Origin of the sequence: Paracoccus lichenicola (assembly GCF_009708075.1) — a bacterium.
In the GTDB taxonomy this organism is placed as follows: Bacteria; Pseudomonadota; Alphaproteobacteria; order Rhodobacterales; family Rhodobacteraceae; genus Paracoccus; species Paracoccus lichenicola.
Window position 1 is genome coordinate 421,431 of the sequence record NZ_WMBT01000001.1, and the last position, 26,023, is coordinate 447,453.

Annotated in this window: 26 protein-coding genes; 8 read left to right on the forward strand and 18 right to left on the reverse strand. The window is 68.0% G+C overall.

Annotated features, from left to right (window positions below; translation table 11 throughout):
* Positions 1 to 55 precede the first annotated feature (55 nt).
* Genes betA through betI form a run of 3 tightly spaced genes read right to left on the reverse strand, consistent with a single transcriptional unit; the run spans position 56 to position 3,692 of the window.
* Positions 56 to 1,672, reverse strand: a complete 1,617-nt coding sequence (gene betA / locus GIY56_RS02090) for a choline dehydrogenase (protein ID WP_154763147.1) — start codon at positions 1,670 to 1,672, stop codon at positions 56 to 58.
* Positions 1,673 to 1,683: 11 nt separating this feature from the next.
* Positions 1,684 to 3,129: a betaine-aldehyde dehydrogenase gene (gene betB / locus GIY56_RS02095; protein WP_154763148.1), complete on the reverse strand. Its 1,446-nt coding sequence runs from the start codon at positions 3,127 to 3,129 to the stop codon at positions 1,684 to 1,686.
* Positions 3,126 to 3,692 (reverse strand): choline-binding transcriptional repressor BetI, encoded by a 567-nt coding sequence (betI, locus tag GIY56_RS02100; protein WP_154763149.1) that lies wholly within the window; start codon positions 3,690 to 3,692, stop codon positions 3,126 to 3,128. The genes betB and betI overlap by 4 nt, the downstream gene beginning before the upstream one ends.
* Before the next feature lie 85 nt (positions 3,693 to 3,777).
* On the opposite strand from betI, the gene choX reads away from it, so the two are divergent.
* The 3 genes from choX to choV are packed head-to-tail and all read left to right on the forward strand — an operon-like array spanning position 3,778 to position 6,641.
* Positions 3,778 to 4,719, forward strand: coding sequence for a choline ABC transporter substrate-binding protein (choX, locus tag GIY56_RS02105; protein ID WP_154763150.1), 942 nt, complete (start codon positions 3,778 to 3,780; stop codon positions 4,717 to 4,719).
* Between the two features lie 48 nt (positions 4,720 to 4,767).
* Positions 4,768 to 5,616 carry a choline ABC transporter permease subunit gene (choW, locus tag GIY56_RS02110; RefSeq protein ID WP_154763151.1) on the forward strand — a complete coding sequence of 283 codons (849 nt, stop codon included), beginning with the start codon at positions 4,768 to 4,770 and terminating at the stop codon, positions 5,614 to 5,616.
* Positions 5,613 to 6,641, forward strand: a complete 1,029-nt coding sequence (choV, locus tag GIY56_RS02115; protein WP_154763152.1) for a choline ABC transporter ATP-binding protein — start codon at positions 5,613 to 5,615, stop codon at positions 6,639 to 6,641. Before choW ends, choV begins: the two co-directional genes overlap by 4 nt.
* Here the strand turns inward: choV and GIY56_RS02120 are convergent, their stop codons facing one another.
* Complete coding sequence (locus tag GIY56_RS02120; protein ID WP_154763153.1) at positions 6,642 to 7,481, reverse strand: ABC transporter permease; 840 nt, start codon at positions 7,479 to 7,481, stop codon at positions 6,642 to 6,644.
* Positions 7,482 to 7,593: 112 nt separating this feature from the next.
* Here GIY56_RS02120 and GIY56_RS02125 point away from each other — a divergent pair, with 112 nt between their 5' ends.
* The 3 genes from GIY56_RS02125 to GIY56_RS02135 all read left to right on the forward strand — a co-directional run bounded on the left by GIY56_RS02125 (position 7,594) and on the right by GIY56_RS02135 (position 10,947).
* A complete protein-coding gene (locus GIY56_RS02125) occupies positions 7,594 to 9,015 on the forward strand; it encodes a hypothetical protein (protein WP_154763154.1) in 1,422 nt (473 codons plus the stop codon).
* Complete coding sequence (locus GIY56_RS02130; protein WP_154763155.1) at positions 9,012 to 9,677, forward strand: ABC transporter ATP-binding protein; 666 nt, start codon at positions 9,012 to 9,014, stop codon at positions 9,675 to 9,677. Before GIY56_RS02125 ends, GIY56_RS02130 begins: the two co-directional genes overlap by 4 nt.
* Before the next feature lie 106 nt (positions 9,678 to 9,783).
* On the forward strand, positions 9,784 to 10,947 hold the full coding sequence (locus GIY56_RS02135; protein WP_154763156.1) for an NAD-dependent epimerase/dehydratase family protein: 1,164 nt from the start codon (positions 9,784 to 9,786) through the stop codon (positions 10,945 to 10,947).
* A 36-nt stretch (positions 10,948 to 10,983) separates the two neighbouring features.
* Here the strand turns inward: GIY56_RS02135 and GIY56_RS02140 are convergent, their stop codons facing one another.
* On the reverse strand, positions 10,984 to 11,775 hold the full coding sequence (locus tag GIY56_RS02140; RefSeq protein ID WP_230312223.1) for a M48 family metallopeptidase: 792 nt from the start codon (positions 11,773 to 11,775) through the stop codon (positions 10,984 to 10,986).
* A gap of 154 nt (positions 11,776 to 11,929) precedes the next feature.
* Positions 11,930 to 12,313 carry a DUF2147 domain-containing protein gene (locus tag GIY56_RS02145; RefSeq protein WP_154763158.1) on the reverse strand — a complete coding sequence of 128 codons (384 nt, stop codon included), beginning with the start codon at positions 12,311 to 12,313 and terminating at the stop codon, positions 11,930 to 11,932.
* A 137-nt stretch (positions 12,314 to 12,450) separates the two neighbouring features.
* Between GIY56_RS02145 and hisA the strand changes: the two genes are divergently transcribed.
* Complete coding sequence (hisA, locus tag GIY56_RS02150) at positions 12,451 to 13,167, forward strand: 1-(5-phosphoribosyl)-5-[(5-phosphoribosylamino)methylideneamino]imidazole-4-carboxamide isomerase (protein ID WP_154763159.1); 717 nt, start codon at positions 12,451 to 12,453, stop codon at positions 13,165 to 13,167.
* On the opposite strand, the gene GIY56_RS02155 is transcribed toward hisA, so the two are convergent.
* The 10 genes from GIY56_RS02155 to gmk all read right to left on the reverse strand — a co-directional run bounded on the left by GIY56_RS02155 (position 13,168) and on the right by gmk (position 22,874).
* Complete coding sequence (locus GIY56_RS02155) at positions 13,168 to 13,491, reverse strand: 2Fe-2S iron-sulfur cluster-binding protein (RefSeq protein WP_154763160.1); 324 nt, start codon at positions 13,489 to 13,491, stop codon at positions 13,168 to 13,170.
* A gap of 70 nt (positions 13,492 to 13,561) precedes the next feature.
* Positions 13,562 to 14,074, reverse strand: coding sequence for a 2'-5' RNA ligase family protein (locus tag GIY56_RS02160; protein WP_154763161.1), 513 nt, complete (start codon positions 14,072 to 14,074; stop codon positions 13,562 to 13,564).
* Positions 14,075 to 14,150: 76 nt separating this feature from the next.
* Positions 14,151 to 15,707, reverse strand: coding sequence for a Do family serine endopeptidase (locus GIY56_RS02165; RefSeq protein WP_154763162.1), 1,557 nt, complete (start codon positions 15,705 to 15,707; stop codon positions 14,151 to 14,153).
* Between the two features lie 172 nt (positions 15,708 to 15,879).
* Positions 15,880 to 17,067, reverse strand: a complete 1,188-nt coding sequence (gene hflC, locus GIY56_RS02170) for a protease modulator HflC (RefSeq protein WP_328288422.1) — start codon at positions 17,065 to 17,067, stop codon at positions 15,880 to 15,882.
* Positions 17,068 to 17,081: 14 nt separating this feature from the next.
* The gene (gene hflK, locus GIY56_RS02175; RefSeq protein WP_154763164.1) at positions 17,082 to 18,290 is read right to left on the reverse strand and encodes an FtsH protease activity modulator HflK; all 1,209 of its coding nucleotides are present in this window, start codon (positions 18,288 to 18,290) and stop codon (positions 17,082 to 17,084) included.
* A 105-nt stretch (positions 18,291 to 18,395) separates the two neighbouring features.
* A complete protein-coding gene (gene gorA, locus GIY56_RS02180) occupies positions 18,396 to 19,793 on the reverse strand; it encodes a glutathione-disulfide reductase (RefSeq protein ID WP_154763165.1) in 1,398 nt (465 codons plus the stop codon).
* Positions 19,790 to 20,551, reverse strand: coding sequence for a ribose-5-phosphate isomerase RpiA (gene rpiA, locus GIY56_RS02185; RefSeq protein WP_154763166.1), 762 nt, complete (start codon positions 20,549 to 20,551; stop codon positions 19,790 to 19,792). Before rpiA ends, gorA begins: the two co-directional genes overlap by 4 nt.
* A 66-nt stretch (positions 20,552 to 20,617) precedes the next feature.
* Complete coding sequence (locus GIY56_RS02190; protein WP_154763167.1) at positions 20,618 to 21,730, reverse strand: sensor histidine kinase; 1,113 nt, start codon at positions 21,728 to 21,730, stop codon at positions 20,618 to 20,620.
* Positions 21,727 to 22,248, reverse strand: a complete 522-nt coding sequence (locus GIY56_RS02195; protein WP_154763168.1) for a gamma carbonic anhydrase family protein — start codon at positions 22,246 to 22,248, stop codon at positions 21,727 to 21,729. Before GIY56_RS02195 ends, GIY56_RS02190 begins: the two co-directional genes overlap by 4 nt.
* Entirely contained in the window at positions 22,245 to 22,874 is a 630-nt protein-coding gene (gene gmk / locus GIY56_RS02200; protein ID WP_154763169.1) for a guanylate kinase, read from the reverse strand. The genes GIY56_RS02195 and gmk overlap by 4 nt, the downstream gene beginning before the upstream one ends.
* A 177-nt stretch (positions 22,875 to 23,051) precedes the next feature.
* Here gmk and GIY56_RS02205 point away from each other — a divergent pair, with 177 nt between their 5' ends.
* Positions 23,052 to 23,861, forward strand: a complete 810-nt coding sequence (locus tag GIY56_RS02205) for a PAS domain-containing protein (protein ID WP_154763170.1) — start codon at positions 23,052 to 23,054, stop codon at positions 23,859 to 23,861.
* Here GIY56_RS02205 and GIY56_RS02210 read toward each other — a convergent pair.
* Both GIY56_RS02210 and rnd read right to left on the reverse strand, forming a co-directional pair.
* Entirely contained in the window at positions 23,858 to 24,841 is a 984-nt protein-coding gene (locus GIY56_RS02210; protein ID WP_154763171.1) for a GNAT family N-acetyltransferase, read from the reverse strand. The genes GIY56_RS02205 and GIY56_RS02210 overlap by 4 nt on opposite strands.
* A 5-nt stretch (positions 24,842 to 24,846) precedes the next feature.
* A complete protein-coding gene (gene rnd / locus GIY56_RS02215; RefSeq protein WP_328288423.1) occupies positions 24,847 to 26,016 on the reverse strand; it encodes a ribonuclease D in 1,170 nt (389 codons plus the stop codon).
* Between the last annotated feature and the right edge of the window lie 7 nt (positions 26,017 to 26,023).

Below are 26,023 nucleotides of genomic sequence, written 5' to 3' on the forward strand. Positions count from 1 at the left end.
CCTTGTGGCAGGGGCAGGAGCCTCCGGCGGGGATATTTGAGTGAAGAAGAAGCGGCTATTCGGCGGCCATGCGGTCGTCGGATCGCGCCGCGCGGCCCAGGATGTGGTCGGCGGCCTTTTCGCCGACCATGATGGATGGGCCGTTCAGGTTGCCGTTGGTGATGCGCGGGAAGATGGAACTGTCGGCTACGCGCAGGCCTTCGACGCCGATCACCCGCAGGTCGGGATCGACCACGGCCATCGGGTCGCTGGCCGCGCCCATGCGCGCGGTGCCGCAGGGGTGATAGGCCGATTCGGCGTGGTCGCGGATGAAGGCGTCGATCTGGTCGTCCGTCTGGACATGCGCGCCGGGCTGGATTTCGTCGCCCCGGTATTCCGCGAAGGCAGGCTGGTCGAAGATTTTCCGCGTCAGCCGCACGCAGGCGCGGAATTCGGCCCAGTCGTCGGGGTGCGACATGTAGTTGAAGCGGATCTCGGGCGCGGCCGCCGGGTCGCCTGAGGCCAGGCGCACGGTGCCGCGCGATTTCGACCGCATCGGGCCGACATGGGCCTGGAACCCGTGGCCCTGCGCCGCCGCCTTGCCGTCATAGCGCACGGCCAGCGGCAGGAAGTGATACTGGATGTCGGGGTAATCCACCGCGTCCGAGGACCGGACGAAGCCGCAGCTTTCGAACTGGTTCGACGCGCCAAGCCCGGTCTTTTGCAGCAGCCATTCCACGCCGACCCGGCTTTTGCCCAGAAGGTTGTAATAGGTGTAAAGCGTGATCGGCTTCAGCGCCTTGTATTGCATGTAGATTTCAAGGTGGTCTTGCAGGTTCGCCCCCACCCCGGGACGGTCGGCCAGCGGCGCGATGCCGTGGCCTTGCAGGTGGTCGGCAGGACCGATGCCCGACAGCATCAGAAGCTTCGGCGTGTTGATCGAGCTGGCCGAGACGATGATCTCGCGGGTCGCGCGGATCGTCTCGATCCGGCCCTTGCGCTCGATCTCGACGGCATGGGCGCGCTTGTCCTGGAACAGGATGCGGCGGGCCAGGGCGCGGATCAGCGTCAGCCGCCCGGTCTTCAGCGCCGGGCGCAGATAGGCGTTGGCGGCGGACCAGCGGCGACCCTTCCAGATCGTGGCCTCCATCGGGCCGAAGCCTTCCTGGTTTTCGCCGTTGTAGTCGGGCGTATAGGGCCAGCCGGCCTGCTGCCCGGCCTCGATGAAGGCGTCGAACAGCGGGTTGCGGCGCTTGCCGCGCGTCACGTGCAGCGGGCCGTCGGTGCCGCGCCATTCGGATGCGCCGCCGTGCCAGGTTTCCATCCGCTTGAAATAGGGCAGCACGTCGGCATAACCCCAGCCTGCCGCGCCGCTGTCGCGCCAGTAATCGTAGTCCTTGCGGTGGCCGCGCACGAAGACCATGCCGTTGATCGACGACGACCCGCCCAGCACCTTGCCGCGCGGCGTGGCCAGCCTGCGCCCGCCCAGATGCGGTTCCGGCTGGCTGGCGAATCCCCAGTCATAGCGCGGCATGTTCATCGGATAGGACAGCGCGCCGGGCATCTGGATGAAGATGCCGATGTCGCTGCCGCCGTATTCGATCAGCGTGACGCTGTGGCCTGCCTCGGTCAGGCGATAGGCCAGGGCGCAACCGGCGGAACCGGCGCCGACGATGACGTAATCAGCAGTCATGGCTGGTCCCCTTAATACGGCGCCTCGACGGCGCCCATGCCGACATAGACGGTCTTGAGTTGCGAATAATGCTCGATCGCGGCGGTGCCGTTCTCGCGTCCCAAGCCCGACAGCTTGACCCCGCCGAAAGGCATTTCCACGGGCGTGAGGTTGTAGGCGTTGATCCAGCAGGTGCCCGCCTCGAGCGCCGCGACCACGCGGTGGGCGCGGGTCAGATCCTGCGTGAAGACCCCCGCCGCCAGGCCGAAGCCGGTGGCGTTGGCGCGGGCCACGGCCTCAGGTTCGTCGGCGAAGGTCAGCGTGGTCATCACCGGGCCGAAGATTTCGTCGCGGGTGATCGCCATGTCGTCGGTGGCGTCGGCAAAGACGGTGGGCGGGACGAAGGCCCCCTCGCCCGCGCCGCCGCAGACCAGCCGCGCGCCCGCATCCTGGCCCGCCGTGATGGCTGCGCGGATCTTGGCGGCTTGCGTGCCGTTGATGATCGGGCCGAACTGGGTTTCCGGGTCCAGCGGATCGCCTGTGCGAATCGTCGCCAGACGTTCGGACAGGCGGTCCAGGAACCGCGCGGCAATCCCCCGTTGCAGGAACACCCGCGTGCCATTGGAACAGATCTGCCCCGAGGAATAGAAGTTCGCCATGATCGCCGCGCCCACCGCGTCCTCCAGACTGGCATCGTCGAAGACGATCAGGGGCGACTTGCCGCCAAGCTCCATCGTGACGTGGCGCATCCCTTCGGCGGCGGCGGCATAGACTCGGCGGCCTGTGGGGACCGATCCGGTCAAGGACACCTTGGCGACATGGGGATCGGTGACAAGCGCCGCGCCGACCGCGCCGCGCCCTTGCACGACGTTGAAGATGCCCGGCGGGGCACCGGCCTCGATCAGGATCTCGGCCAGCTTCAGCGCGCCCAGCGGGGTTTCCTCGGACGGCTTGAAGACCATGGCATTGCCCATCGCCAAGGCAGGCGCGGCCTTCCAGCAGGCGATCTGGCTGGGATAGTTCCAGGCCCCGATGCCCGCGCAGACGCCCAAGGGTTCGCGCCGGGTATAGGCCCAATCGCGGCCCAGCGGGATCATCTGGCCGGTCACGGTTGCCGCCAGACCGCCGAAATATTCCAGCGCCGCCGCGCCGGATGCCCAGTCGGCCACCAGCGTTTCCTGGATCGGCTTGCCCGTGTCCAGCGTTTCCAGCCGGGACAATTCCTGATTCCGCTCGCGGATGATGGCGGCGGCGCGGGACAGCACGCGGCCCCGCTCAGTGGGGGCCATGGCGGCCCAGGCGGGTTGCGCGCGGGCCGCCGACCGGCAGGCCAGCGCCACCTGATTCGCGGACGCCTCGCGCAGGGACGCGATTTCCTCGCCGGTATAGGGGTAAAGGACGGGCAGCGCGGCGCCCTCGCCTTCCACGAAGGTCCCGTCGATGAACAGGCTGGCGGCAGGTTGGGCGTTACGGGTCATGACAGGGCCTCGTCCAGGTAATCGAAAACCAGCTTCTCGGCGACAGCGGCATGGATGCCGCCCGGGGTCAGCACGGCACGCAGATAGACGCCGTCGATCAGGGCGCCCAAAGTTTCGGCAATGCGTGCCGGATCGGCAGCCAGGGGCCGCAGCGCCACCATCAGGTTCGACCGCAGCCGGCAGTGATAAACGCGCAGCAGCCGCCCGGCCTCGGGGTTGATCAGCGCCAATGCGTAAAAGTTGATCCAGGCGCTGACCGTCTCGCGCTGAAAGTTCTGCGGCGCGAAGCTGGCCTGCACGATGGCATCCAGACGCCCGCGCTTGCCGTGGCCCGGCAGGCGGTCCGCGACCGACCGGCCATAGTTCCGCAGGATGTAGCGCATCGCCGCCAGGAACATCTGGTCCTTGGACCCGAAATAGTGATGCGCCAGCGCGGGCGACATGCCGGCGCGCCGGGCGATCTGCGCCACGGTGACATCCAGAGACCCCGCGCGCCCCACCTCGAAGATCGTGGCGTTGATTAGCGCGGCTTTTCGGATAGGCTCGGCCCCAATCTTGGGCAAGGTGGCACCTGTTCGCAGAAGATGGTTGCTATTTGAAGCCTGTGTAACTTTAATTGACTGACCAATCAAGAACAGGGAGCCTCGCATGATCCGCAAAAGCCTGACCCTTTCCGTGGTGATCGGCACGGCACTTGCCGGACCCGCCCTTGCAGCCGAGCCGGAGGATTGCCGCCAGGTGGTGCTGTCCGACGTGGGCTGGACCGACATCACCGCGACCACGGCCATCGCCTCGACGGTGTTGCAGGCCTTGGGGTACGAGACGGAAACCAAGCTTCTGTCGGTGCCCGTCACCTATACCGCGCTGTCCACCGACGACGTGGACATCTTCCTGGGCAACTGGATGCCCACGATGGAGGCCGACATCGCCCCCTATCGCGACGCGGGCACGGTGGACACGGTGCGCACCAACCTGACGGGCGCGAAATACACGCTGGCCACCAACAAGGCGGGCGCGGACCTGGGGATCACCGATTTCGGCAAGATCGCCGAACACAAGGACGCGCTGGAAGGCCAGATCTACGGGATCGAACCCGGCAACGACGGCAACCGCCTGCTGCTGGAGATGGTGGCGAACGACAAGTTCGGCCTGGGCACCTTCGAGGTGGTCGAATCCAGCGAACAGGGGATGCTGGCGCAGGTCGCCCGGGCCGATGCGGCGGGCCAGCCGGTCGTCTTCCTGGGGTGGGAACCCCATCCGATGAACGCCCAGTTCGAGATGACCTATCTGACCGGCGGGGACGAGATCTTCGGTCCCGACCTGGGCGGGGCCGAGGTGCGCACCAACACCCGCCACGGTTACGTCGCCGAATGCCCGAACGTGGGCAAGTTCCTGCAGAACCTGGAATTCACCCTGTCCATGGAAAACGAGGTGATGGGCAAGATCCTGAACGACGGGCAAGATCCGATGGAGGCCGCGAAGGACTGGCTGACGGCCAATCCCGACGCCGCGACCCCTTGGCTGGACGGCGTCACGACATTCGACGGCAACGACGCGGCATCCGCCCTGAGCGACGCCTTGTCCGACTAAGCACCGCCGCCGACCGATGCCACGACACCAGGACCAGGGGAAAACCGCATGGAGCAGCTGACGGCGCTTGTGACCGACAACAAGATCCCCGTCGGGCGGACGGCCAAGTCTGCCTTCGACTGGCTGAACGCCAACGCCGCGGGGCTGTTCAACATCATCGCGGGCGTGTTGGAGTGGCTGATCGGCCGCATCCTGGCCGCGCTGGAAGCCCCGCATCCGCTGCTGTTCATCCTGCTGGCCGTGGCGCTGACCTGGGCCTTGCAGCGCAACTGGAAGACCTGCCTTCTGGTCGCCCTGGGCCTGCTGTTCGTCCTGAACCAGGGCTATTGGGACGAGATGATGCAGTCGCTGACCCTGGTGCTGGGGGCCTGCCTGGTCTGCATGGCGATCGGCGTGCCGGTGGGCATCGCCGCCGCGCATCGCCCGCGCCTGTATGCCTGGATGCGGCCCGTGCTGGACCTGATGCAGACGCTGCCGACCTTCGTTTACCTGATCCCGGCGATCGTCTTCTTCGGCATCGGCATGGTGCCGGGCCTGCTGGCGACCGTGATCTTCGTGCTGCCCGCGCCGATCCGCCTGACCCAGCTTGGCATCGCATCGACTCCGCCCGCCCTGGTCGAGGCCGCGACGGCCTTTGGCGCGACCCCGCGCCAGTTGCTGTGGAAGGTCGAGCTGCCAAGCGCGCTGCCGCAGATCATGGCCGGGCTGAACCAGACGATCATGCTGTCGCTGTCCATGGTCGTGATCGCGGCCCTGGTGGGCGCAGCAGGCCTGGGGGTGCCGGTGGTCCGGGCGCTGAACAGCGTGAACACCTCGCTGGGGTTTGAATCGGGCTTCGTGATCGTCGTGGTGGCGATCCTTCTGGACCGGATGCTGCGGATGGAGGGGCGCAGATGAACACCATTCCCAATGCCGTCGAGTTCGACGGGGTCTGCATCGTCTTCGGCGACCGCCCCGAGACCGCCCTGCCCCTGATGGACCAGGGCAAGGAGCGCGGCGAAATCCGTGCCGCGACCGGCCAGGTGCTGGGCGTCCACGATTGTTCCCTGAACGTCCGTCAGGGAGAGATCCTGGTGCTGATGGGCCTGTCGGGGTCCGGCAAGTCCACGCTGCTGCGCGCGGTCAACGCGCTGAACCATGTCTGCCGGGGCGAGGTCCGGGTTTGGGACGGCCACGGCATGATCTCGGTCAGCGGGGCGGGCAAGCGGGCCTTGCGCGACATCCGCCTGCGCCATGTGGCGATGGTGTTCCAGCAGTTCGGCCTGCTGCCCTGGCGCACGGTGCGCGAAAACGTTGGCCTGGGGCTGGAACTGGCCGGAATGTCCGTGGCCGACCGCCGCGCGCAGGTGGATCACCAGCTGGACACCGTGGGCCTGACCGAATGGGCCGAACGCAAGGTGGGCGACCTGTCGGGCGGGATGCAGCAGCGCGTGGGCCTGGCCCGCGCCTTCGCGACCCAGGCACCGATCCTGCTGATGGACGAACCGTTCAGCGCGCTGGACCCGCTGATCCGCTCGCGCCTGCAGGACGAGTTGCTGGAACTGCAGGCCAGGACGCAGCGCACGATCATCTTCGTCAGCCACGACCTGGACGAGGCCTTCAAGCTGGGCAACCGCATCGCCCTGATGGAGGGCGGCCGCATCGTCCAGATCGGCACCGCGCGCGACATCATCGCCAACCCGATCAACGACTATGTCGCCGATTTCGTGGCTCACATGAACCCGCTGGGCGTGCTGACCGCCGCCGATGTCGCCCAGCCGGGCGAGACGGCGGAAGGCATGGGGGGGGAACCCGTCCCGCGCGACATGCCGGTGCGCCAGGTCATGGGCCTTCTGGCCGACCGGCACGCCCTGCCCGTCCAGGGCGGCGGCTTCATCACCCGGGACGCGGTGCTGGCCCGGCTGATCGACCCGCGGGGGTGATCAGCTGTTCTGCAGGTCGCGGTGATAGCGGATCAGCAGCGCCAGCCCCAGGGCATAGACCAGCAGCGAAACGCCCAGGACATAGGCGGGGCTGACATAATCCCCGGGGTACGAGGGATAGAACGACTTGCGCATCTGCCCGACGATGTGGACCAGCGGATTGTACCAAAGGTAATCCGCGAAGGGCGAGGGGATGTCGTCATAAACGAACAGCACGCAAGAGATCAGGAACAAGGGCCGGTTCAGGATCGCCCAGACCTGCTGCCACCAGGGGAAGGCCTCGTTCAGGAAACAGTTGACCACGCCCACCGCCACGCCGAAGGCAAAGGCCATGAGCAGGGACAAGGCGATCCCTCCGGCCTGGGGGTCGGTCCGGGTTTCCTGGAACATCAGCAGCGCCGCGAAGATCAGGTAAGCCACCAGCAGTTGCGTGATGGCGTTCATGATCATCCGGGCCAGCAGCGCGTCCATGAAGGTCACGGCGGGATAGGCCAGCAAGGCCTTGGAATAGATGACGGATTGCGAGACCTTGGCGGACATCGCCATGTAGAACAGGAAGGGCACCATCCCCGTGGCATAGAAGATCGGAAAGTTCGTGCCGATCGGCGGCTTTGCCAACAGGATCGAGAAGATCATCGTCAGAAGCACGATGCCCGCCACAGGCTCGGCCACGGCCCACAGGTATCCGCCCGCGGACCGGCCGTTGGTCGTGGACATCTCGCGCAGGACAAGGGCGCTGACCGCCCGCAGGCTGGAAAAGGACCGGTGCCGGTGCGACAGGCGCAGCGTCTCGGACGGGGCGGGGTTCGCCGCGGGCGAGGGAAAGGTGATCTTGGACATTGGCTGTGACCCGCCGCTTGCCTGTTCACGCCCCTGTCAGGACGCTGGAACTGTTTGAGCGGTTTATGTATGACACTTGGCAACAGATCAACAGCAGGCGAGTGGCCGTGCAATGACCGTCCCGAACGACAAGCCGGTTCACGCCGACATGCCCCGCCCCAATCCCGCCCAGCCAGGCGTCGCCGCACCGCCCTTTGCGCAAAAGGGACTGGCGCAGGCGACGCCGCCCAGGCCGGCCGGCCAGCCCGCCGCAGCCGCGCCCGTGCAGGCCGTGCGGCCCGCCGGGGCACAGCCGGTTCCCGGACCCGGGCAGGCCCGCCCCGCCGGCGGTCCCGGCGCGCAGCCGGCACGCCCGGTCCCTGGCGGCCCCGGACGGCCCGTGCCGCCGAAACCGGCCGCCCTGCCCCCCGTCAAGCCGACGGCAAGCCTGGCCCGCCTCAAGCGGCGCCACATCGGGGTGGCCGCCAGCTTCCTGCTGGTCGTGCTGCTGCCGCTGCTGGTCAGCGCCTGGTATCTTTATGCCCGGGCCGAGGATCAGTATGCCTCCTACATGGGCTTCACGGTGCGGTCCGAATCCGGTCCCGTGTCCAGCGAACTGCTGGGCGGCCTCAGCTCGCTGGTCGGCACCACCTCCAGCACGGGAAGCGACACGGACATCCTCTACAAGTTCATCCAGAGCCATGACCTGGTCCAGCGGATCGACGACAAGCTGGACCTGCGCGCCATCTGGTCCAGGCCCGAGAACGATCCGATCTTCGCCTATACCGGCAACGATTCGCTGGAAGATCTGCTGGGGGAATGGGAACGCAAGGTCCGCGTCTATTACGACGAGGGGATGATCGACCTGCGCGTGCTGGCCTTCGATGCGCAGGATGCGCAAAAGATCGCCCAGGCCATCTATGACGAAAGCACGGTCCTGGTGAACGATCTGAACGACATCGCCCGCGAGGATGCGCTGCGCTATGCCCGCCACGACCTGGACGAGGCGCTGGAACGCCTGCGGTCCGCCCGCCAGGCCATGACCGAGTTCCGCAACCGCCACCAGCTTGTCGATCCCACCGCCGATGTCGCGGGCCAGGTCGGCGTCGTCAGCACCCTTCAGGCGCAGCTGGCCGAACAGCTCGTGGCGCTTGGGCTGCTGCAGGCCAATGCCCAGGAAAACGACCCCCGGATCGAGCAGACGCAGTTGCGCATCGACGTGATCCGGGAACAGATCGCGTCGGAGCGCCAGAAGTTCGGTTCGGAAACCGCGACCGGAGAGGCGCTGTCCGAGGTGGTCGGCCAGTTCGAAAGCCTGACGGTGGACCGCCAGTTCGCCGAACAGACCTATGTCGCGGCCATGGCCGCCTATGATGTCGCCCGGGCAGAGGCGGCGCGCCAGACGCGCTACCTGGCCGCCTATGTCAAGCCGACGCTGGCCCAGGATTCGGAATTCCCCAAGCGCATGAAGCTGCTGCCGATCATGGGCGGCTTCCTGCTGCTGATCTGGGTGGTGGGCGTGCTGACCTTCTACAGCCTGCGCGACCGGCGATGATCCGGCTGGAGAACCTGACCAAGGTCTACAAGCTGAACGGGCGGCGCAAGGTCGTGGCCGACAACCTGAACGCGACCTTTCCCACGGGTGTGTCCGTGGCCCTGCTGGGCCGCAACGGGGCGGGCAAGTCCTCGCTGTTGCGGATGATCTCGGGCGCGATGCTGCCCACCTCGGGGCAGATCCTGTCCACCGGCACGATCAGCTGGCCCGTGGGTTTTGCCGGGTCGTTCAACGGCGAGTTGACGGGCGAGCAGAACTGCCGCTTCGTGGCCCGCGTTTATGGCATCGACACCGACGAGATGCGCGACTTCGTCGAGGAGTTCGCCGAGCTTGGCCAGCATTTCCACCTGCCCTTCCGCACCTATTCGGCGGGCATGAAGGCCAGGCTGGCCTTTGGCGTCTCGATGGCGGTTCCCTTCGACACCTATCTGGTGGACGAGGTCTCGGCCGTGGGGGATGCGGCGTTCCGCGCCAAGTCGAACCACGTCTTCAACGCCCGCATGAAGGCGGCGGGCGCCGTAGTGGTGTCCCATTCCATGCAGACGCTGCGTGAAATCTGCCAGGCGGGCGCGGTGCTGGAGAACGGCCAGCTCAGCTATTACCACGACCTGGAAGACGCCATCCAGGCGCATAACGCCAACATGCAGCGGCCCGCCGCCTGACCGGGGGCTGCGGATTGCAACGGCCGCATGTCAGGGGCGTGGCAGCTATGGCATCCGCCGGTTCGCCCCTTTAAAAGGCGGCAAAACGGTCATCGAAGGCAGGTTCATGAAAATCATCGTTCTGGGCGGAGACGGTTTCTGCGGCTGGCCCACCGCGCTGCACCTTTCGGCGCGCGGCCATGACGTGATCATCGTGGACAACCTGTCGCGCCGCAAGATCGACGTTGAACTGGAAGTCAGCAGCCTGACCCCGATCCGCCCCTTGGGCGAACGCGTGCGGGCGTGGCACGAACTGACCAACCACACGATCCGCGTGGAAAACTTCACCGTGGGCAAGCATTACCACCGCCTGCTAACCCTGTTGCGCGACGAACGGCCCGACGCGGTGATCCATTTCGCCGAGCAGCGTGCCGCGCCCTATTCGATGAAGTCCAGCTGGCACAAGCGGTATACGGTCAACAACAACCTCAACGCCACCAACGACGTGCTGGCCGCCATCGTCGAGTCCGGCCAGGACATCCACCTGGTCCATCTGGGCACCATGGGTGTCTATGGATACGGCACGGCGGGGATGAAGATCCCCGAAGGATACCTGGACGTGCTGGTCGAAACCGAGAACGGTCCCCACCGGCAGGAGATCCTGTATCCCGCGAACCCCGGGTCGATCTATCACATGACCAAGACCCAGGATCAGCTGTTCTTCTTTTACTACAACAAGAACGACGGCGTGCGGATCACCGACCTGCACCAGGGCATCGTCTGGGGCACCCAGACCAGCGAGACCCGGATGGACGACCGGCTCATCAACCGCTTCGACTATGACGGCGATTACGGCACGGTGCTGAACCGCTTCCTGATGCAGGCGGCCATCGGCTATCCGCTGACGGTGCATGGCACGGGCGGCCAGACCCGCGCCTTCATCCATATCCAGGACACCTGCCGCTGCATCGAGCTGGCGCTGATGAACCCGCCCGTGCGCGGCGACCGGGTCAGCATCCTGAACCAGATGACCGAAACCCACCGCGTCCGCGACCTGGCCCGGATGATCGCCGACCAGACCGGGGTCGAGGTCGCCTTCCTGAAAAATCCCCGCAACGAGGCCGACGAGAACGACCTGCACGTCGCCAACGACCGCTTCCTCGGCCTGGGGCTGGAGCCGATCAAGCTGGAGGACGGCCTTTTGGCCGAGGTCCAGGAAATCGCCCGCAAATACGCCGACCGCTGCGACCGGGACAAGATCCCCTGCGTGTCGCAATGGCGGACGGCCTAAGGCGCTGGCGCATCCCCATCCGGCGGGTGCGTTTGCTTATTCCCTGTCGGCCGGTCCGGCCTTGACCTGATCCACGGTCGCCAGCACCACTGCCAGGCGCCTGGAATCCGCGGGATGCGTTCCCCAGAAGGAAAGCTGCCCGTTCCGTGACCGCGCGGCTTCGTCCCGGGCAAAGAACTGCGCGCCCTTCACAGGGTCATAGCCTGCGGCCATGGCAATGCGCGTGCCCAGCATGTCGCTTTCCAATTCGTAGGTCTGGGAATAGGCCTTGCTGCCGACGGCGGCGCCGATCTCCATGTTCCGGCTGACGGCATTGGGATCATAGCTTTGCCCGGCGGATGCGGCCTGGGCGTTGCCATAGGCCGTGATGGCCCCCAGGATCAGGGCGCCCGCGACAGCCTGCTGTTGCTGCTTGACGATATGCTGGCCGATCAGGTGGCCATATTCATGCCCCATGATGAACGCCACCTCATCGTCACTTTCAACGTCCTGCAGCATCGGGACGGTGAAGCGGATCACCGGGTTGCCGTTTCCTGGTCCCGCATAGGTGAAATAGGCGTTCCGGTCGGTCCTTTGCATGTCAAGCCCCAACTGCACGCGGCAATCGGCGCCTTTTTCGGCCAGTTCGGCGTTGCACAATCGCTCGGCCACCGGCTGGACGCGGGAGGCCACGCGCTGAAACCGCGCCGCGCCTGCGGCAGGGGTGGCGGCCGCGCGGGGCGGCGCGGCTTTCGCTTGGGCAAACATCGCATTGGCGCGGGCGTTCACCGCATCATCCACGCCCGGCAGATCATAGCTGGTGCCGCAGCCGGACAGAAGACCAGCCATGCCGACCGTCAGAGGGATACCAACACCGCGCAACATCTTCATCAAGGCAATCCGTTCATGAACATCCAGCCGCTTCCTATCTGCGCAAGCGGCTGAAATCAAAGACGGATTGCTTAAACTTCTTGGAATTGCGCAAGCAGGGCGGTGCAGCCCCCTACCGCACCCGCGCCCAGGTCTGGCTCTTGCAGATCAGCCCGCCCGCGACGCAGCCCGACAGGCTCATCCGGTCGCCCTGCACGCTGGCCTTGCCGTTGTAGATCTTGTCGTTGGCCGGGCGCCACACCTTGCCCGCGTAATCGCCGCCGCCCTGGGGGGCCATGTCGATGACGATCTGGCGGCCCAGGTTCGGCGACTGGAACTCCGACTGGCCCTGGAAGGTCCGGGTGATCGTGCCGCAGAAGGCCCCGCCGCAGGGGGCGATGGTGATATGGGCAAAGGCCCCCTCGTCCGGCTGGGTCTGCCAGACGCCCTCGATGGGGTCGGCAGCGGCTGCGGTGCCAACCAGGGCAAGAATGGCGGCGATGATGATGTGGCGCATGGTTCCCTCCTCAAGGATAGGCGGGATGCTGCGCAGGCCACCCCTGTCTGGCAAGGGTGACGTGAGGTCGCGGCGCCCTTCCGTTCCGCGCGTCCCCGTGGCAAAGGATGCGCAACCTGCGAACACCGGAGCGTGCCATGATCCTTTACCCCGCCATCGACCTGAAGGACGGCAACTGCGTCCGCCTGCTGCGCGGCGAGATGGAGGCCGCGACCGTCTTCGGCACCGACCCGGCGGCGCAGGCGCGCGCCTTTCAGGACGCGGGGGCGGAATGGCTGCACCTGGTGGATCTGAACGGCGCCTTCGCGGGCCATCCGGTGAACGCCCCGGCGGTCGAGGCGATCCTGGCCGCCATCGACATTCCGGCGCAACTGGGCGGCGGCATCCGCGACATGGCGACCATCGAGGGCTGGCTGGCCAAGGGCCTGTCGCGCGTGATCCTGGGCACGGTGGCGGTGGAAGACCCCGACCTGGTTCGCCAAGCCGCCGCCGCCTTCCCGGGGCGGATCGCGGTGGGCATCGACGCGCGCGGGGGCCGGGTCGCCACCCGTGGCTGGGCCACGGAAACGCAGGTGATGGCGACCGACCTGGCCCGGCAGTTCCAGGACGCGGGCGTGGCCGCGATCATCTATACCGACATCGACCGCGACGGCGCGATGCAAGGCCCGAACATCGCCGCGACGGAAGGACTGGCCCGCGCAGTCAGCATCCCCGTCATCGCATCGGGCGGAGTGTCGTCGCTGGATGACCTGCGCGCGCTCAAGGACACGCAGGTGATCGCGGGCGCGATCTCGGGACGGGCGCTGTATGACGGGGCGATCGACCTGGGGCAGGCGCTGGCGCTGCTGAAATAGTCAGATCTGGCGTTCGGGCATCTGGACGACCAAGCCGTCCAGCGCATCCGTCACCTTGATCTGGCAGGTCAGGCGCGAGCGTTCGGGATCGGGCTGATAGGCGAAGTCCAGCATGTCCTCCTCCATCGGGTCGCGCGCGGGAAGCCGGTCCACCCAAGCGGGATCGACATAAACATGGCAGGTCGAACAGGCGCAGGCGCCGCCGCAATCGGCGTCGATGCCGGGCACGCCGTTGTCGCGCGCGCCTTCCATCACCGTCATGCCGGGCTTCACGTCCACCTCGTGGCGGGTTCCGTTATGCTCGATATAGGTGATGCGGGCCATGGCTGTGCGTCCTTTGCTGTGCAGGGGGCAGATAGGCCATCGCACCCGCAAAGAAAAGGGGCGCGGCCTGTCATCCGGCAAAGGGAAACCGGCCGGCCGGGTCCCATGGCCCGCCGCGATAGCGCCACAACAGGAACCCGGTCGCCGTGAAGGGAAAGGGCCGGAAGCCTGCGGACAGGTCGTCGAACAGCCTGCGGGCCTCCGCCGGGGCGACCTTGTTCTGGATCGTCACATGCGGCCGGATGCGCTGGCGGTCCTGCGGGGTCAGGTGATCGGCGAAGATGCCGGACAGCACGGCCCGCACCCGCTCGATCTCCGGGCAGTCGAGGTCATAGGCCACGCCCTTGCCCAGGAACCGCAACCCCGACACGCGGCCCGCGACCGGCGCGGTGTCCCGGGCCATCCGGTCCAGTTCCTGCGCGATCCAGCCGATGCGGTCGCCCGGCAGGTGGTGAAACAGCGTCAGATGCGCCGGGATATGGTTGCGCGCGGGCGGGAAATGGCGCTGCCGCATGGCCTGGAAATGGGCAAAGCTGGCCTCGTCGAACCGGACGGTCAGGATCAGCGGTGCGTCGTCAGGCATGGCCGGATTGCCCCAGGGACTTGCAATGAAAAGGGGCGGCCCCGCAGGACCGCCCCCTTGATGCCGCAGGCCAGGATCAGCGTTCGCCCACCGGCAGCGCCACGAAGCGCGGCTCTCCGTCGCGGCGCACCAGGACCAGCAGCGACTTGCGGCCCGCCTCGCGCGTCTCGTCGATGCGGGCATTCAGGTCGGCGATCGAGGCCACGGGCTGCTGGCCCGCCTCGGTGATGATGTCGCCGGGGGCCAGGCCCTTTTCGGCGGCTTCGCTGGCCGGATCGACCTCGCGCACGACCAAGCCCTTCATGTCGCCTTCAAGACCCATCTCCTGCGCCATCTCGGGCGTCAGGACGGACAGCGACATGCCCAGGATGTCCTCGGGCGCGGCATTGCCTCCGGCCTGCGGCGTATCGCCCGCGCCTTCCGCCGTCTCGCGCCGGCCCAGCGTCACGGACAGCGTCACGGGACCGTCCGTCCGCTGCACCACCACCTCGACCGGCTCGCCCGCAGGCGCCTCGGCCACGCGGCGGACCAGGCTGCGGGTGTCCTCGACCGGCGATCCGGCAAAGCTGGTGATCACGTCGCCGGCGCGCATCCCGGCCTCTTTCGCGGGGCCTTCGGGAACGTCCGTCACCATCGCGCCGGATTCGGCGGCCAGGCCAAGCGCCTCGGCCATGTCGGGGGTCACGTCCTGGATCTTGACGCCCAGCCAGCCGCGCCGGGTTTCGCCGAATTCGCGCAGCTGGTCCACGACGGTCGACACCACGTTCGACGCCATGGAAAAGCCGATGCCGATGGACCCGCCGTTGGGCGACAGGATCGCGGTGTTCACGCCCACGACCTCGCCCTGCAGGTTGAACAGCGGCCCGCCCGAGTTGCCGCGGTTGATCGCCGCATCGGTCTGCAGATAGTCGTCATAGGTGCCCGACAATTCGCGGTTGCGCGCCGACACGATCCCCGAGCTGGCCGAGAAGCCCTGCCCCAGCGGGTTGCCAAGCGCCAGCACCCAATCGCCCACCCGCGCCTCGTCCGAATTGCCGAATTCCACGAAGGGCAGCGGGTCCGGGCTTTCGACCTTCAGCAGCGCCACGTCGGTGTTCGGATCCGTGCCGATCACCTTGGCGGGCAGGGTCTCGCCGGAATAGAACTCGATCTCGATCTCGTCCGCGCCCTCGATCACGTGGTTGTTCGTGACGATGAAGCCGTCGGCCGAAATGACGAAGCCGGACCCCAATGCGTTCGACCGCTGCGGCATCCGCGGGCTGCCCTGGCCTTCCTGCCCCGGCATCCCGGGGATCCCGAAGTCGCGGAACAGGTCGGAAAACGGGCTGCCTTCGGGGAACATCGGCCCGCCCTCGCCCCCGGTCGGCTGGGCGACCACGGCGCTGGTGGTGATGTTCACGACGGCGGGCGCGACCTGCTGGACCAGATCGGCAAAGCTGTCGGGCATGACCTGGCTTGAGGCCGTCGCGGGCGCCGACAGCGGTTCGTTGTTGTTCGCCGCCTCTTGCGCCTGCTGGCTCGCCTCGGGCGAGATGTCGGGCTGCGGCGCGTCTTGGGCGGCAGCAAGGCCAAGGCCGACGGTCACGGCCAGTGCCGAGGCGGTCAGGAGGTGCCGAGGAGAAAGCGTCTTCATGCGGATGTCCTCATCTTTCGCAGGATGCCCTGGTCGCGACATGGGCCGGGGACCTGGGGATATGAAGAAGAAATAGGGCGGCGGTGCAAATAAACCACGCTCTCGGGCAGTGAACTGATCGTGACATTCATTGCAGAAAGGGCGGATGCTGCCATCCGCCCCTTGCGTCGTCTCATTCTTGCGCCTGCGAGACCGGCTCTGCCACGCCGTCCTGCGGCGCGGGTTCAAGGTCGTCGGATTGCGGCGCGGCGGGGGGCGCGGTGTCCCCGGCCTGTGCGGCGGGGGCCACGACGCCGTTCGTTTCCTGCGGGGGCGTGGTCAGCATTTCCGGCACGGGGGTCAGGGTGACGCCCGCGCTTTCGCCCAGGCGGTTCCCTTCGCGGTCGGTCACGGTGGGCGTGACCAAGCCTTCCTCGTCCCCGGCAGCAGCCGGGGCCAGCACTTCGGCCGCCGAATTGCCCGCAGGCACCGGCGTGGGCGAGGGGTTCGCCCGGCTGGAACCGTCGTCGCGCAGATAGCTGAAGAACTCGCCGGTCGGCTGCAACACCATCGCGCTGTTCTCGCCCTTGAGCGCCCGTTCGTACGAGGTCATCGACCGCGTGAAGGCGAAGAACTCCGGGTCGCGGCCGAAGGCGTCGGCATAGATCGCATTGCGCTGCGCATCGGCCTCGCCTCGGGCGATCTCGGCCCGCTTCTGCGCCTCGGATGTCAGTTCCGTCACGGTGCGGTCTGCGGCGGCGCGCACGCGCTGCGCGGCCTCGCCGCCCCGGGCGATCTCGTCGGCGGCCTCGCGCTGGCGTTCGGCGCGCATCCGGGCATAGGTCGCGTTCAGGTTCTGCTCGGGCAGGTCGGTGCGGGTCAAGCGCACGTCGATGATCTCGACCCCCAGGCCTTCCGAGTTTGCGCGCGCCTCGTCCCGGATCTGGTTCATCAGCGCGGTGCGGTCGTCCGACAGCACGCTGGTGGACGGGACCGTGCCCAGCACCTCGCGGATGGCGTTGCGCACGATGGGTTCCAGACGGCCCTGCGCTCCCTGGATGCCGCCCGCGCCGACGGCCTGGCGGAAGCGGACCACGTCGGTGATGCGCCAGCGGGCGAAGGCGTCCACGATCAGCCGGCGGTCGTCCAGCGGCGTGACCTCCAGCGGAACGGTGGGCAGGCCCAGGATGCGGCCGTCGTATTTCTCGACATTGTCGAGGAACGGCAGCTTGAAGCCCAGGCCCGGTTCTTCCTTGACATCGACCACGCGGCCAAGGCGCAGCACCAGGGCCTTTTCGCGTTCATCCACGATGAACAGGGACGAGGCGACAAGCACCGCCACCGCGATCAGCAGCGGGATGGCCAGCGTGGACAGGGTTATGCGACGCGCGGCCATCAGTTGTTTCCTCCGGTATTCGTGCCGGCATTGGTGTTGGCGCCGCCCCCGCGGCGCAACTGGTCCAGCGGCAGGAAGGGCACCACGCCCGTCCCCTGCCCGTCCATGCCCTCGCCGATGATGACCTTGTCCACGTTGCCCAGGACGTTTTCCATGGTTTCCAGATACATCCGGCGGCGGGTCACGTCGGGAGCCTTCACGTATTCCTCGTAGATGGAATTGAAGCGCGCGGCCTCGCCCTGGGCGGTGTTCACCGCCTGGGCGCGATAGGCCTCGGCCTGTTCCAGGGCCTGCGCGGCGTCGCCGCGGGCCTGCGCCAGGACGCGGTTGGCATAGGCGTCGGCCTCTTTTTCCAGCCGGTCGCGTTCCTGCTGGGCGGCCTGCACCTCGCGGAAGGCGTCGATAACCTCGGCCGGGGGGTCGGCGCGGTCCAGGTTGACGCGGACCACGCTGATCCCGGCCTCATAGGCGTCCAGCGTTTCCTGGACCGATGTTTGCAGGTCGTTGGCGATCGTGCCCCGGTCGCGGTTCAGGATCGGCGCCAGTTCGCTGCGGGCGATGATGTCGCGCATGGACGATTCCGCCACCGCGCGCATCGTGTCGGCGGGGTCGGCCAGGTTGAACAGGAATTTCTCGGGGTCCGAGATGTTCCAGACGACCTGGTATTCCATGTCCACGATGTTCTGGTCGCGGGTCAGCATCAGGCCGTTGTCCATCTCGCCCTCGCGCCCGGTGCCGATCTCGGTCACGCGTTCGTTGGTGACGGGGATGACCTCGGCGGTGATGACGGGCCAGGGGGCGAAGTTCAGGCCCTCGGACCCCACGGCGACGGCGCGGCCGAACAGGAACTCGACGCTCTTTTCGTTGGTCTGGACGCGGTAGAAGCTGGCAAAGGCCCACAGCGCCACCAGCACCAGCCCGCCGATGGTCAGCGTGGTGCGGTTCATCTGGAAGCCGGGACCGGACGGGCGGCGCCCCCCGCCGCCGTTCGGGCCGGGACCGCTGCCGCGCCCGCCCATCAGCACGCGCAGGCGTTCCTGGCCCTTCTTCATCAGCTCCTCGATCTCGGGCATCTGCTGGGGGCCGCCGGGCCGCTGCGGGCCTTTCGGTGGCTGCTGTTGTCCCCAGGGGCGGTTCGAGGGCTGCTTGCCGCGATCCTCGTCATCTCCTCCGCCGTTTCCGCCGCCCCATGGGCCATGACTTGCCATCAGTGGTCCTTCTTTCTTCTTCGGAATTCCGTTGCTTGAAAACTGGTGCCACCGGGGGAAATGTCAACCCGGACGCCCCCTGTCCGCGCCGATCTGTCGCAATTGTCAGGCAGTTGCAGCCTGTGCAGGAATCTCCAGCCGGTGCCGCCGGACAGGCTGGCGCATCGTCACCAGTTCCTCGGCCGCCGTGGGGTGGACCGCCATGGTCGCGTCGAAATCGGCCTTGGTCGCGCCCATGGTGATGGGGATGGCGGCCAGCTGGATCATCTCTCCGGCGTCGGGGCCGAAGATGTGGCAGCCCAGCACGCGGTCGGTTTCGGGATCCACCAGCAGCTTCATCATCACCCTGGCATTGCTGCCCGCGAACATCGACCGCATGGGCCGGAACACCGTGGCATAGACATCCACGTCGCCGCGCGCCTGCGCCTGTTCCTCGGTCAGCCCGACGGACGCGGCCTCGTGCGGGCGCAGATAGGCGGCGCTGGCGACATTCACGTGGCTGGCCTTGCGCGCCCGCCCGCCGAAGACCGTGTCGGCAAAGGCGTGGCCTTCGCGGATCGCGACCGGGGTCAGGTTCACCCGGTCGGTCACGTCGCCCACGGCGAAGATCGACGGGACCGCCGTTTGCGACCATTCGTCCACGGCGATCGCGCCGTTCGCGCGCAGGTGGACGCCAGTGTTCTCCAGCCCCAACTTGGCCGTATAGGGCGCGCGGCCCGTGGCCCAGAACACCGCGTCGAAGTCCTCGCGGCTGGTGTCGCCGAAGGTGACACCGATGCGGTCGCCGTTCCGTTCCAGCCCCGTCAGGTTGACGTTCAGCCGCAGGTCGATGCCGATGTCGCTCAGTTGCAGGGTCGCCATGTCGCGGGCCTGCCGGTCGAAGCCGCGCAGTACCGCATCGCCGCGATAGACCTGCACCGTGTCGCAGCCCAGGCCTGCCAGAATGGTGGCGAATTCGCAGGCGATATAGCCGCCGCCGACCAGCAGCACCCGGCGCGGCAGGCTGTCCATGGTGAACAGGTCGTCCGACACCAGGCCCAATTCCTCGCCCGGGATGCCGGGCAGCGCGGGGCGTCCGCCGACGGCGATCAGGATGTGCTTGGCAGTCTTGCGGGTGCCGTCGGCCAGGGCGACCGTGTGGTGATCGACAAGGGTGGCGCGCTGGTGGAAGATCTCGACCCCGGCTTTCGTCAGGTTCGCGGTATAGATCAGCTCCAGCCGGGTCAGTTCGGCGTCCATCTTGTGCCGGAACACCTCCCAGTCAAAGCGCCCCGCCTGCGCCCCGTCCCAGCCATAGCCGCGCATTTCATCAGCCAGCAGCCCGGCTTGGGATGCGAAGATCATCAGCTTCTTGGGCACGCAGCCCCGGATGACGCAGGTGCCGCCCATGCGGCTTTCCTCGGCCAGCGCCACGCGCGCGCCGTGTTCGCCCGCCGCGACCCGCGCCGCCCGGACCCCGCCCGAGCCGCCGCCAATCACGAACAGGTCATAGTCGAAGCTCATGGCTGGTCCCCCTCGCCCGCCAGCATGTCGGCATCGATATCGGCATTGCGGTCCAGCCGGACAACCGTGCCGTCGGGCTTGCCGATGATCGCAAGGTGGCACATGCCCAAAAACAGCCCGTGTTCCACGACGCCGGGAATGGCCGACAGGGCGCGGGCCAGCGCGAGGGGATCGGGGATGGATTGCAGGTGCAGGTCCAGGATCCAGTTGCCTTCGTCCGTGACCCAGGGCTCGCTGCCCTTCAGGCGGTGCAGCACCTCGCGGTCGCCCAGGGACAGGTCGTCAAGGGCGCGGCGGATCAGGGTGCGGGTGGTCTCGAACCCGAACTGCACGACCTCGACCGGCAGGGGAAAGGCGCCCAGCTGTTCAACCACCTTGGCCGGGTCGGCGATGACCACCATCCGCTTGCTGGCCGCCGCCACGATCTTTTCGCGCAGATGCGCGCCGCCGCCGCCCTTGATCAGGTGCAGGTCGGGATCGACCTCGTCGGCGCCGTCGATGGTCATGTCCAGCCAGCCGATCCGGTCCAGGCTTTCGATGGACAGCCCCAGGCTTTCGGCCAGTTCGCAGGTGGCCCTGGAGGTCGCGGCGCAGCGCAGCGACAGCCCCTCGGCGCGCGCGCGGGCGGCCAGTTCGCGGACCATGACGCTGGCGGTCGATCCTGTGCCCAGGCCCAGCTTCATGCCGTCCCGCACCAGGGCCACGGCTTCGCGCGCGGCGGCCAGCTTGGCGGGATCGGGTTGGGGTGTCTGGGTCATCGGCGGCCTCCGTCGTGGGTTGCAAGGGTTATAGGTCAGGGAACGCAGGCCCGCCACCGGCAAACCCTAACCCCGGCTGGCGCTTTCCGGCAAGATCACCGTGAAGGCGCTGCCCTGCCCGCGCGCGCTGTCGATGCGCAGCCGGCCCCGGTGGCGGTTCACGATATGCTTGACGATGGCCAGGCCCAGGCCGGTGCCGCCCTGCGCGCGGGACCGGTGCGCGTCCACGCGGTAGAAACGCTCGGTCAGGCGGGGAAGGTGCATCCCCTCGATCCCCTCGCCCCGGTCGCGGATCTCGACCGCCCAGGCGGGGCCGCGCAGCAGCGGCTCGTGGTCGATCCGGCGCATGGAAATGCCCAGGTAGCCCCCTTGGCCGCCGTATTTCAGCGCGTTCTCGATCAGGTTCTGGAAGACCTGCACCAGCTGGTCGGGATCGCCCGGCACGCGCTGGCTGCCGGCGATGCCCCGGGTTTCCACGGCGACGCCCGCCGCCCGCGCGCCCTGGTCCATCGTGGCCAGCACGCCGCGCAGCAGCAGCGGCAGATCCACCTGGCCAAGGGGGCGGCGGCGTTCCTCGGCCTGGACGCGGCTCAGGGACAGCAGGTCGCTGACCAGGCGGTTCATGCGGGCGGCCTCGCGCTCCATGATGTCCAGGAAGCGGTCGCGGGCGCGGGCGTCGTCGCGGGCCGGGCCGCGCAGGGTTTCGATGAAGCCGATCATCGCGGTCAGCGGCGTCTTCAGCTCGTGGCTGACGTTTGCCACGAAATCGCGGCGCATCTGTTCGGCTTCCTCGGCCACGGAACGGTCCAGCACGGCGACCGTCGCCCCCCGCCCCAGGGCCGAGGGTAGCCGGGCCACCGTGATGTCCGCCGCGATGTCGCGCCCGTCGGCCAGGATCACCGCGCCCAACCGGACCACGCCCTCGATGGGCGGGGGCAGCGAGGGGTCGGGCATCGGCGCGGGATGACGGTCGGGATCCAGCACCCAATCCACCGCCGCCACGACGCCTGGATGGCGCAGGATCGTCACGAAGGGCCGGTTCAGCAGGTCAGACCCCCCGAACAGCGCGACCGCTGCGCGGTTGGCGCCGATGGTGCGCGCCCGGCCATCGACGGCCAGCATGGGGACGGGCACGCCTTCCAGCAGGTCCGAGGCCGGGCGATGCGCGCCTTCGGTCATCCGGCCTGCCGCAACCCGGCGCGAAACCGCGCGGCATTGGCGCGATAGCGTTCGGCGGACCGCAGCAGCCCGGCCCGCGCGTCATCGTCCAGCATCCGCACGACCTTGCCGGGCGCGCCCATGACCAGGGCGCCGGGCGGGATCTCCTTGTTCTCGGCGATCAGCGCGCCCGCGCCGATCAGGGCGCCCGCGCCGATGCGCGCGCCGTTCAGGATGGTGGCGCCCATGCCGACCAGCGCGCCGTCGCCGATGATGCAGCCATGCAGGATCGCGCGATGGCCGATCGTGCAATCCGCGCCGATCACCAGCGGACAGCCCGGATCGGTGTGCAGGACGCACAGATCCTGCACATTGCTGCCGGATCCCACCCGGATCTCCTCGTTGTCGCCGCGCAGCACCGCGCCCCACCAGACCGAGGCGCCTTCTTCCAGCACCACGTTGCCCATCAGTTGCGCATCGGGCGCGACCCAGGCATCAGGGGCGATGCGCGGGGCGTGGCCGTCCAGTTCCCAGATCATGCGTGTTCCTCCATCAGGTGCTTGACGAAGCGGCCAAGGCCGCCCTGCCGGTCGCGGCGCAGGCGTTCGGCGGTCAGGATGGCGCGCAGTTGCCCTTCGGTCTGGTCCAGGTCGTCGTTGACCAGGACGTAGTCGTATTCGGCCCAGTGGCTGATCTCGGCCCGGCTTTTCTCCATCCGCCCCGCGATCACCGCGTCGCTGTCCTGGCCGCGCGCGCGCAGGCGGCGTTCCAGTTCCGGCAGGGACGGCGGCAGCACGAAGATCGACACCACATGGCCCCCCAGGGCGGAGGCGCGGATCTGCTGGCCGCCCTGCCAGTCCACGTCGAACAGCGTGTCGCGCCCGTCGCGCATCGCGGCCTCGACCGGGGCGCGCGGGCTGCCGTACAGGTTGCCGAAAACCTCGGCATATTCAAGCATCTGGCCTTGTTCCACCATCTGGCGGAAGGCGCCGGGGGTGGTGAAATAGTAATGCTGCCCTTCGACCTCGCCCGGGCGAGGCGGGCGCGTGGTGGCGGATACCGAAAAGCGCAACGAGGGATCCCAGTCCATCAGCCGCCGGGCCAGCGTCGATTTCCCCGCGCCCGAGGGCGATGACAGGATGATCAGCAGGCCGGTCCGGTCCATGGGCGTCTTTCCTTGATGGCGTGACGGCGGGATGGACCAGCGGTGCCGGGTGGTCAAGACCTTGGCAACCGCGCGGATCATCCATGGCCATTTAACCATTCGTTAGGAAAACGACTCGGCAGGTGGCGAACTTATGTTTATCATGCCCTTGGAGTAACAATGCATCCGTGTGTCTGGATGCGTATCGGTAACGAGGGTACGACATTGTCGAACTGCCAGGACGACGCAGCGTCGCATCCGCCCGTGGCGGATCGGACGGGCCAGATCTTGCACCTTGCGGACTTCAATCCCATGCAGCCTGCCCGGATCCTGGGCGACGTGCGGGCCTATTGGGACGGCCTGCGGCGCGGCAGGGCGGTGCCTGCGCGGTCCGACATCCAGCCCCAGGGCATCCGGCGCGCGCTGGATTACGCCTTCATCCTGGAACGCATCGCGCCGGGTGCCGCGCGCTTTCGCCTGGCCGGGCAGCACCTGATCGACCTGATGGGGATGGAGGTGCGCGGCATGGCCTTCTGTTCGCTGGCCAATCCCGGTTCGCGCGGGCGCCTGTCCGACGTGCTGGAATCGGTGTTCCGCGCGCCCCAGCTGGCGCAGATGACGCTGCACGCCAAGGCCGATTACGCGCGGCCCGAACTGTCGGCGCGGATGCTGCTGCTGCCCTTGACCTCGGATCTGGGCGACGTGACCCGCGCCCTGGGCTGCATCATCGCCGAAGGGCAGATCGGCGTGGCCCCGCGCCGGTTCGACCTGACCCGTGACGAGGTGATCCCGATCCTGAAGGGCGGCAAGACGCTGCCCCCCTCGCCTTCCAGCTTCGAGGGGGACCGCCGCCCCGGCGGGCGCGAAGGGACGCCGCTGCGGCCGCTGACGCTGGCCACGGACGAACGCCCGGCCCGGCGGACCGACAGTCCCGAATCGCGCCGGGCCACGTTCAAGGTGATCACGCTGCCGCAGGCCCCCTTGTCCACGGGCGCAAGCCAGACCTAGGGCTGCGGACGCCTGCGCCAGCGATAGATCGCGGCGGGCGCGGGCTGGCTGCGGCCCAGCGAGGACAGCATCTGGTCCAGGTCGCGCTGGAAGCCCAGGTTCTTCAGCAACCGCCGCGACGGCTGGTTGTCCAGGAACACGTCCGCCAGCAGTTCGGGCGGGTCGAAGCGGGCGGTGATCTCGGCCAGGAAGGCGCGGCCCATCTCCTCGCCCAATCCCTGGCCCGACAGGACAGGATCCAGGAAATAGAAGATGCGCGGCGGATCGCCCGCGCTGATGCCGATGGAACCGGCCACCCTGCCGCCATGCCGCACGGTCAGGCGCATGGGGGGCAGCAGCCCGTCCGACTGGAACAGCGGCGCCATGTCGTCGGGCGTCATGGCCGGGTGGAACAGCAGCAGGTTCGCGGCGACGGCGGGCAGGGTTGCGATGCGGTGCAGGTCGGGCAGGTCGGCGGGGCGGAAAGGTTCGATCAGCAGGCGGGGCGTCGCCAGCGCGACCGCGTGGCGGCGGGCGAAATCCTCGCGCGTCAGGCGCAGCGACAGGCCGGGCAACTGGCGCTGCTGCGGCTCTGACCACAGCAGCACCTGGCCCGTGGGCCGAAAGCCAAGCCGCGCCAGCAACGCGGCGGACGCGGTGTTGTCCTCCAGGTGGTTCGCCTCGACAAAGGCGGCGCCGCCCCGGAAGCGGCGCGACAGCGCCAGCACCGCGGCGCGTTCGGCCAGCCCCTGCCCCTGCGCGAAAGGCGCCATCCAGATGCCGAAACTGCCCGAGGCGCGCACCATGCCGACCAGCCGGCCGTCCTGCCGCACGGCGTATTCGTCCAGGCCCGCATCGTTGATGAAGGCCGCCGCATCCGCCGGGCGATAGGGCCAGGGCACGGCGGTCAGCCATCGGGCCACCTGCCAGTCCGACAGCGCCTCGGCAATGGCGGGGGCGTCTTCGGGCCACGGACGGGTCAGGGCCAGCCGCGCGCTCATCGGCCCTAGCCGACCGGAACGACGCGCACCGCGCCGCCCTTGGCCGACAGCGCGATTTCCCCCGCCGCCAGGCGCAGGGCGTCCTGTCCGAACACCTCGGCCCGCCAGCCCTTCAGCGCGGGCAGGTCGCGGTCGCCCGAGGCGATGGCGTCCAGTTCGGCCGAGGATGCGATCAGCTTGGGCGCCACCCCCGACGCATCGGCCTTGGCCTTCAGAAGCACGCGCAGCAGGTCCGACAAGGCGGCATTGCCGGGCTTGCCCGGTTCCTCGTCCCTGGGCTGCGGCAGATCCTTCGCCTCAAGGCCCGCCTTGACGGCGACCAGGATGCCGTTCGCGATCTCGCCCTTGCGGGCTTCCCGCAGCAGCAGGCGGGACCGGCCCAGGTCGGCCTCGGTCAGGGGCTTGGTCGAGGCAAGCTCGATCATCGCGTCATCCTTGAAGACCCGCGACCGGGGGATGTCGCGTTCCTGGGCATAGGCCTCGCGGAAGCGCGCCAGTTCGCGCAGGATCGCCAGGAAGCGGGGCGAATTGGTGCGGGTGCGCACCTTGAGCCAGGCTTCCTCGGGGCGGGTGATATAGGTTTCGGGATCTTCCAGGACCGCGATTTCCTCGGCCAGCCAGCTTTCGCGGTTGTTCTTGTGCAGTTCCGCCGCCAGGAATTCGTAGATGACGCGCAGATGGGTCACGTCGGCCAGGGCATAGGCCGCCTGCGCGTCCGACAAGGGACGGCGCGACCAGTCGGTGAAGCGCGAGGACTTGTCCAGGTTGGCCCGCGCGATCTTGCGCACCAGGGTTTCATAGCCGACCTGCTCGCCAAAGCCGCAGACCATGGCGGCGACCTGCGTGTCGAACAGCGGCACGGGGAACAGGCCCGCGTCGTGGAAGAAGATCTCCAGATCCTGGCGGGCGGCGTGAAAGACCTTCACGGTGCCTTTGTGGCGGAACAGGTCGTAAAGCGGCTCCAGCGACAACCCCTCGGCCAGGGGATCGACCAGCACGGCCTCGCCCCCCGGAGCCTTGGGGGTGGATGCGGGCGGCAGGGCCAGCTGGATCAGGCACAGCTTGGACCAATAGGTCCGTTCGCGCAGGAATTCGGTATCGACCGTGACATAGGGTGCCGATTTCGCGGTCTCGCAGAAGCGGGCAAGATCCTCGGTCCGGGTGATGGTGATGATGTCGTCG